The sequence below is a fragment of the Nocardia sp. NPDC058497 genome, assembly GCF_042720195.1.
GTDB lineage: Bacteria > Actinomycetota > Actinomycetes > Mycobacteriales > Mycobacteriaceae > Nocardia.
Genome location: NZ_JBHXMY010000308.1, coordinates 1 through 7,082, shown reverse-complemented (window position 1 = coordinate 7,082; position 7,082 = coordinate 1). Strand labels below are relative to the sequence as shown.

8 protein-coding genes are annotated in these 7,082 nt (G+C 69.6%); 4 read left to right on the top strand and 4 right to left on the bottom strand.

The features are described from left to right. A partial coding sequence (locus ACFWPJ_RS20150; RefSeq protein WP_378853461.1) for a metal ABC transporter solute-binding protein, Zn/Mn family occupies window positions 1–488 on the bottom strand: 488 nt, incomplete at its 3' end. A 67-nt stretch (window positions 489–555) separates the two neighbouring features. Continuing rightward, window positions 556–966 carry a cupin domain-containing protein gene (locus ACFWPJ_RS20145; protein WP_378853459.1) on the bottom strand — a complete coding sequence of 137 codons (411 nt, stop codon included), beginning with the start codon at window positions 964–966 and terminating at the stop codon, window positions 556–558. Window positions 967–1,003: 37 nt separating this feature from the next. On the opposite strand from ACFWPJ_RS20145, the gene ACFWPJ_RS20140 reads away from it, so the two are divergent. Both ACFWPJ_RS20140 and ACFWPJ_RS20135 read left to right on the top strand, forming a co-directional pair. Further along, window positions 1,004–1,465, top strand: coding sequence for a MarR family winged helix-turn-helix transcriptional regulator (locus ACFWPJ_RS20140; protein WP_378853457.1), 462 nt, complete (start codon window positions 1,004–1,006; stop codon window positions 1,463–1,465). A 185-nt stretch (window positions 1,466–1,650) separates the two neighbouring features. Beyond that, complete coding sequence (locus ACFWPJ_RS20135; protein ID WP_378853455.1) at window positions 1,651–1,890, top strand: hypothetical protein; 240 nt, start codon at window positions 1,651–1,653, stop codon at window positions 1,888–1,890. On the opposite strand, the gene ACFWPJ_RS20130 is transcribed toward ACFWPJ_RS20135, so the two are convergent. Together ACFWPJ_RS20130 and ACFWPJ_RS20125 are read right to left on the bottom strand one after the other, a co-directional pair. Continuing rightward, window positions 1,891–3,315 (bottom strand): amidase, encoded by a 1,425-nt coding sequence (locus ACFWPJ_RS20130; RefSeq protein WP_378853453.1) that lies wholly within the window; start codon window positions 3,313–3,315, stop codon window positions 1,891–1,893. Between the two features lie 62 nt (window positions 3,316–3,377). Then, the gene (locus tag ACFWPJ_RS20125) at window positions 3,378–3,968 is read right to left on the bottom strand and encodes a helix-turn-helix domain-containing protein (protein ID WP_378853451.1); all 591 of its coding nucleotides are present in this window, start codon (window positions 3,966–3,968) and stop codon (window positions 3,378–3,380) included. A gap of 79 nt (window positions 3,969–4,047) precedes the next feature. On the opposite strand from ACFWPJ_RS20125, the gene ACFWPJ_RS20120 reads away from it, so the two are divergent. After that, entirely contained in the window at window positions 4,048–5,256 is a 1,209-nt protein-coding gene (locus ACFWPJ_RS20120; RefSeq protein WP_378853449.1) for an MFS transporter, read from the top strand. Window positions 5,257–5,486: 230 nt separating this feature from the next. Beyond that, on the top strand, window positions 5,487–7,064 hold the full coding sequence (locus ACFWPJ_RS20115; RefSeq protein WP_378853447.1) for an AIM24 family protein: 1,578 nt from the start codon (window positions 5,487–5,489) through the stop codon (window positions 7,062–7,064). Window positions 7,065–7,082: the final 18 nt, after the last annotated feature.

Below are 7,082 nucleotides of genomic sequence, written 5' to 3'. Positions count from 1 at the left end.
AGGTCGGTGAACGCGCGGACCAAGTTGTCGACATATATCTGCGCGTTCACCGGCGACATCCAGGCAAGCGGATTGGGCTTGCCCCGGTAGGCGTCCTCACCGATGTCCATCGGGGTGACACCCTCGCTGACCACCGCGTGCGGCACATCGAGATCGGCGACGAACTGGGCGAACCAGGCTTCCAGGTTGAGCCCGTTGTCCAGGATCAGGTCGGCCTTGGCCGCCTTCTTGATGTCGCCGGGCGTGGGCTCGTACCCGTGGATCTCGGCGCCGACCTTGGTGATCGACTCGACCCGCAGATGCTCCCCCGCGACATTGCGCGCCATATCGGCGAGCACGGTGAAGGTGGTGAGCACGACCTTCTTCCCGTCGTCCTCGGCCGCGACACCACCGCAGGCGGTGAGCGCGAACGCCATGACACTCAGAACACACGCCGCGACAACCCGGCGCCGCGACGCCCCCGGCGACCGGTGGAACCCAACCTTCATTCCAGAATTATATTGTTCGGGCGACCGAACTTTCAAGTTCGACGTTAAGAACAGGCACCGCGCCGGTTCAGGACGCCCAGGGCGGAACGAAAGTGGAGCCGTCGGGCAGTTCGGCGGAGAAGCCGACTCGAACCGTGACGAGCAGCACCGCGGGCGCCGCCGTCGCGTTGGCGAGCGCGATCGTCGAACCGGCGGGCGCGACGGCCGCGTCACCCGGCTTCATCGGCGCCGGCTCGCCGTCGATCGTCATCGTCACCTCGCCCGAGAGCAGGACGAAGGCCTCCTCCCCCAGGATTCGATGCGGCACGCCCACCGATTCGGGCGCCACCTCGGTCTGCCAGACGCAGAGCTCAGCACTGCCGGTGCCGGGACGGATGAGCGAGGTGAACCTGGCGTTGTGGATCTCGTGGACCTGAGCGTCTTCGGAGTGGATGACCGGCATGTGCGCCTCCCGCATAAAGTCAATTTGCTTGTCCATATAGTCAAGCAGATTGACCATGGTGTCAAGTGTCAGAATGACTGCCGTGCCCCAGAACCCCCCGCCCGCAGGCGATCTACCCCTGTTACTGCTGGCAGCGGCCGCCGAGGTGAGCCAGACGATCCAGGACGGGGTCACCGCGGCGGGCTTCACCGATATCCGCCCGGCCCACGGCTTCGCCTTCGTTCGGATGGCGCCCGACGGCGCGACCGTCGGCGAGATCGCCGAGCATCTGGGCGTCACCAAGCAGGCGGCAAGCCAGCTGGTCGACGAGCTGGTCACCAAGGGTTACGCCGACCGCAATCCGCATCCGCGCGATGCGCGTGCCCGGCTGATCACCCTCACCGAGCGCGGCTGGGCCTGCACCAGAGCCGCCGATGCCGCGGCCGCCGAATTCGCCGCACGCTGGACCGATACCCTCGGCGCGGCCACGTTCAACCAGGTCAGAAATGCCATCGCCCGGGTCGTCACGCCGGGCCGAGTTCGCCCGTCCTGGTGATCTTTACCGCCCGATGACGAGTGTCCGTTAATTCGAGGAACAGGATTTTCGAAAGAGTGCGCGTAGTGTCGCGACGCGCGGCATACTCGCCTTCGAGCGGTGACGCGCCACCGCGGCATCCGGGCCATCTGCCCGGGAGCGCCTCGTCACGTCAGCCACCGTTTTCCCGATCCCGGAGGATCGCCATGTCTCCCCTCGCCACCCTCGCCACCCTCGCCACGGTCGACACCGTCACCCGGCACAAGTACGAGCGCCTGCAGTACACCGGTTCGGCCGGCGTCATCGCCTCGCTGGAGGATCCGCGCCTGGTCGGCCGCTGGCACACCGACTTCCCCGACTGGCACGGCGAGCACTGGGCCTTCGAGGCGGGCACCGCCAGTCCGGGCAGGCTGCGCCCGATCAATGTCGCGGTGCGCCAGGGCTGATCAGGCCGCGCCCTCGGCGGCCGTGCGGTCGACGATGCGCGGGAACGGGCTCGACGCTTCCAACTGGTAGGCCAGGTCGAGCAGGGTCCGTTCGTCACCGCGGCGCCCGGCCAGCTGGATCGAGCCGGGCAGGCCGTGCGGCAGCAGACCGTGCGGCAGCGACACCGCCGGTCCGCCGCCCACATTGTTGAGCGGCGTGAAACCCACGTAGTCGACCAGTTTCGTGAACAACGCGTCGAACGGCTGGCCCGGCGCCAGCTCGCCGATCCGCGGCGCCGGATGCGAGAGCACCGGCGTGAGCAGCACGTCGACCTCGGCGAAATGCTTGTCGTAGGTGGCGGTTCCGGACCGCAACCGCCACGCCGCCGCGGCCGCACCGAGCGGATTGCGCGCCGCCAGCCCGATCAGGCCCTTGGTGAACGGGTCGAGCTTGCTCGGGTCGAAATGGCCGCGGTGGCCCACCCGGAACGACAGCGTCATCGCCGCGGCCATCACCGCCCAGTACCGCTTGAAGTCCTCGATGAACCGCGGGTCCACGTCCAGGCGCATCTCGACGACCTCGTGCCCGAGTCCGGCGAGAATCGTCGCGGCCGAGGCCAGCACGGCGGCATTGTCGGGGTGCACCGGGCGGCCCAGGACGTCCTCGGTGATCAGCCCGATCCGCAACCGCCGCGCGCTCGGCCCGTCGACCAGGCCGATCGGCGCCAGCTTCGGGTTCGCGCCGAACTGCTCGACGGCGGCCAGATAGTGCGCGGTGTCGCGCACCGACCGGGTCAGCACGCCCTCGGTGACCAGGTGCACCGGCAGCTGACGGGCGCCCGGCTGATCGAGCAGCCGGTTGCGGGTCGGCTTCAGCCCGACCAGGCCGTTGGCCGCGGCCGGAATCCGGATCGAGCCGCCGCCGTCGTTGGCGTGCGCGATCGGCACCACCCCGGCCGCGACCAGCGCCGCCGAGCCACCCGAGGACGCACCCGCCGAATACTCCGGATTCCACGGATTACGGGTCGGCGCGCGATCGGTGAACTCGGTACTGGCGGTGAGCCCGAACTCCGGCAGCGTCGACTTGCCGATCACGACCACGCCCGAATGCAGGAACTGCGCGCCGGGACCGCCGGTCGCGGTGGCGGGTCGCGGCGTGAACGCCGCCGAACCGTGGCAGCTGGGCAGCCCGGCGATATCGGTGTTGTCCTTGACGAACGCGGGCACACCGGCGAAGACGCCCGCGGTCTCCGGCGCCGCCGAGGCCCGCTCGAAGCAGCTCAGCTGCACCGCGTCCAGGCTCGGGTCGACCCGCCGGGTCCGCGCGACAGCGGCCTCGAGCACCTCGGCCCGGCTCACCTTCCCCGCGCGCAGCGCCGCGGCGACGCCGACGGCGTCCAGCGTGCCGAGTGCGTCGTCGGTGAATCCATGGACCGGAGTGCTCATATCCGCAGCGTAATGCGACCGGAGGGCCCTGTGCGGCGCTGCGCGGTTTCCTCGAGAAACCCTTAGAGTCCGGCCGGGGCGGACCTGGCTTTGATGTGGATTCGCTCGCCCTGCCCGCCGAAGAGACTGAGCACTTCGACGCTGCCGCGACCGGTGGATCCGAACCAGTGCGGGTGCAAGGTGTCGAACTCGGCGACCTCGCCCGGCCCGAGGACGACGTCGTAGTCGCCGAGGACCAGACGCAGTCGCCCACTGAGCACGTAGAGCCATTCGTAGCCGGCGTGCGTGCGCGGGAACGGCTCGGACTCGGTCTCGGGGATGATCAGCTTGTAGGCCTTCGGCTCGCCTTGCGTCTTCGACAGCGGCACGATGACGCGCCCGCCGGTGCGCTGCGGTTTCTGCGGCAGCCGCGGGTCGAGAATGCGGGGCGCGGCCACGATCTCATCGATCGGCACCGCCAGCGCGGCCGCGATCGGCAGCAGCAACTCCAAACTGGGCTTGCGCTGGCCGGATTCGAGCCGGGACAGGGTGCTCTTGGAGATGTCGGTGAGGCGGCTCAGGTCCGCGAGCGAGAGGTCTTTGCCCTCCCGGAGTCTGCGGATGCGGACGCCGACCTGGCCCAGGGTCGCGTCGATGGCGGGATGGTTCGGCACGCGGTCCAGTCAACGGGAGCGTTCCTGTTTCGGCAACGATTCGTTGCCGTTCCGGGAGGCGAAAAGCACGCTGCGAGTTATGAGTTCAACGTCGACATTGCCGCCGCGCCGCCGGGAACGCTTCCTCCCCGCCGGGGTATATCTGCTGGCCTTCAGCCTGTTCGCCATGGGAAGTGCGGAGTTCCTCCTCGCCGGGGTGCTGCCCGCGGTGGCCACCGATATCGGGGTCAGCCTGGCCACCGTCGGTGGGCTGATCACCGCGTTCGCGATCGGTGTCGTCCTCGGCGGGCCGCCGTTCGCGGTGGTCAGCCTGCGTTGGCCACGGCGGACCGCGCTGGTGGTGACCCAGCTGGTCTTCGCCGCGTCCATCGCGGCCGGGCTGATCATCGGCAGTTACGGCGCGCTGCTGATCACTCGCTTCGTGGCGGGGCTCGCCTACGCGGGGTTCTTCGCGGTCGCGGCGGTGACGGCTGTCAGCCTGGTGCCCGGCGATCGTGCCGCCCGCGCGTCGGGCGTGGTGATCAGCGGCCTCAGCCTGGCGATGATCCTCGGCGGTCCGGCTGGCACATTCATCGGTTATCGCACCGGGTGGCAGGGCGGTTTCTGGCTGGTGGTCGTTCTCACCGTCCTGGCCGCGGCCGCGGTCGCGGTGCTGATGCCTGCGACCACAGCGGGGGAGGAACCCCGTCTCGATCGTGAGTTCGCCGCGCTGCGGCAGCCGCGGCTGTGGCTCGTCCTCACCGCCACGCTGCTGAGCACGGCGGCCTACATGATCACGTTCAACTATCTGGCCGAACTGCTGACCACCGTCACCGGGATTTCCGATACGTGGCTCGCGCCGATCCTGGTGCTGTTCGGTGTCGGCGCGTATCTCGGCTTGGCGATCGGTGGCCGGATCTCCGATCAGCGGCCCTACCTCGCGCTGATCGCGGGGTCGGCCGGGATCGCGGTGTGTTCGATGTCGATCGCCGTGTTCGCCGGACACGCGGTGGCCGTCATCGCCCTGGTCTTGCTGCTCGGCATCGCCGGATTCGTGCTCAACCCCGCGATCTACGGGCGCGTGTTCACCATCGCCGCGGGCGCGCCGACGCTGGCCGGCGCGACCACGGTGTCGGCGTTCCAGCTGGGCATCGGTCTCGTTCCCGTCGTCGCCGGCGTCGTGCTGAACGCCGGTGCGCCGATCACCGCGGTGCCATGGATCGGCGCGGGCTTGGCGCTGGTGACCATCCCGTTCGTGCTATTCGAGCGCGCGTCCGCCGAATCCGGCAGCCCGATCGCGCCCGGGTAGGGACAGCCGGTTGTCACCGCCGCAGCGTCACTTCCCCGGGAGCGGGGCGTTGATCGCTCCCTTCGACCGGGTCGCGCAGGACGGATTCCAGACGATGCACCTGGGATCCCTCGGACCGGAAACCGGCGCGCTGACGGGGGCGGCTGGCGCGGCGGCGGCGCACACGGCACTATCGAGGCCGTGGAACGACTGCGAATCGGACAAACCACTCACTCTTCGGATGTGGTGTCGTGAACGCGCTGGCTCCCGGTGAGAACCGGCCCGCACCCGGCGATCCGTTGACCGTCACCGTGGCGAGTTCGGCGTCGGTCGATGTCTCGGCGCTCTTGCTGAACACCGCCGGAGTAGTGCGCTCCGACAACGACTTCGTGTTCTTCAACCAGCCAACCGGCCCCGGTGTGGTGTATCGCCATGGCAATGGCGGCCCGGACGTGGTCGAAGTGCGGACTTCGGCGCTGCCCGCCGATGTGGACAAGGTCGTCGTCACCGCCAGCCTCGACGGACGCGGGCCCGCCACCTTCGCCTCGGTCGGCCAGCTCACCGCCACCATCGGATCCGGTCCCACCGCACTGACTTTCCAGATCCCGGGGCTCACCACCGAGAGCGGTGTGGTGTGTGTGGAGATCTACCGCCGCAACGGCGCGTGGAAGGTGCGGGCGATCGGTCAGGGTTACGACGACGGACTGGCGGGCATCGCGTCGGCCTACGGCGTGAACCTCGAGGACGAACCCGAAACGCCTGCCGCACAGAGCACTGCCGCGCCGACGACCGTGTATCCGCCGGTCTCCGCTCCCGCGGCCGGATACCCGGCGCAGAGTGCCCCCGGGTCTGGTTTCCAAAGCAGCCCCAGTCACCCGGTCCATCCCGGACCCAACGCTGTGCCGCCGGGCCAGCCGACCATGCCCTCAGGCCAGCCCGGCCAATTCGCTCCACCGCCAGGTCAATTCGCTCCGCCACCGGGGCAGCCTGCGGCTCACCCCTACCCGCCCGCGGGCGCCCCCGCCTTCCCGCCGCCCACGGGTCAGCCCGGTTACGGACAGCAGCCCTACCCTTCGTTCGCATCCCAGCAAGGAGCCCAGCCCGTGCACAGCGACCTGTTCGATCCCTCGCACGCCGAGGTCAACGGCCTCGGTATCCAGAAACAGGGCGGCAAGATGGTCAAGGTCGGCCTCAACGGTGAGGTGATGGCCCGCGCCGGTTCGATGGTGGCCTACCAGGGTGACCTGCAGTTCCAGGCCCTCGGCTCCGGCGGTATCGGCCGGGCGATCCGCCAGCACCTCACCGGCGAGGGCGTGCCGCTGATGAAGGTGACCGGCCGCGGCGACCTGTTCCTGGCCAACAGCGCCGCCGACGTGCACATCATCGATCTCGACGGCACCGACGGCCTCACCATCAACGGCGCCAACGTCCTCGCGTTCGACCCCACCCTGCACTACGACATCGGCCGCGTGCAGGGCGCCGCGGGCTACGCCTCCAACGCGGGCCTGTTCAACTGCGTGTTCACCGGCCGCGGCCGCATCGCCATCACCACCCACGGCACCCCGGTGGTGCTCACCGTCGACCAGGCCACCTTCGCCGACCCGAACGCCGCCGTCGCCTGGTCGTCGAGCCTGCAGACCGGCATCAAGCGCAACGACTCCTTCGGCCTCGGCAGGCTGATGGGCCGCAGCACCGGCGAGGCGAGCACCCTGTCGTTCGCCGGCCGCGGCTTCGTCATCGTCCAACCGTCCGAACTGCCCCCGGGCGGCCTCATCGGCGGCACCGGCGGCGGCCAGCAGGCAGGCCACGGCGGCGGCCTGTTCGGCTGACCCACCTGGGCCGGGACC

Coding starts and splice junctions, on each gene's coding strand:
- ACFWPJ_RS20145 (WP_378853459.1), bottom strand. CDS start 966: ATGGACAAGCAAATTGACTTTATGCGGGAGGCGCACATGCCGGTCATC.
- ACFWPJ_RS20140 (WP_378853457.1), top strand. CDS start 1,004: ATGACTGCCGTGCCCCAGAACCCCCCGCCCGCAGGCGATCTACCCCTG.
- ACFWPJ_RS20135 (WP_378853455.1), top strand. CDS start 1,651: ATGTCTCCCCTCGCCACCCTCGCCACCCTCGCCACGGTCGACACCGTC.
- ACFWPJ_RS20130 (WP_378853453.1), bottom strand. CDS start 3,315: ATGAGCACTCCGGTCCATGGATTCACCGACGACGCACTCGGCACGCTG.
- ACFWPJ_RS20120 (WP_378853449.1), top strand. CDS start 4,048: ATGAGTTCAACGTCGACATTGCCGCCGCGCCGCCGGGAACGCTTCCTC.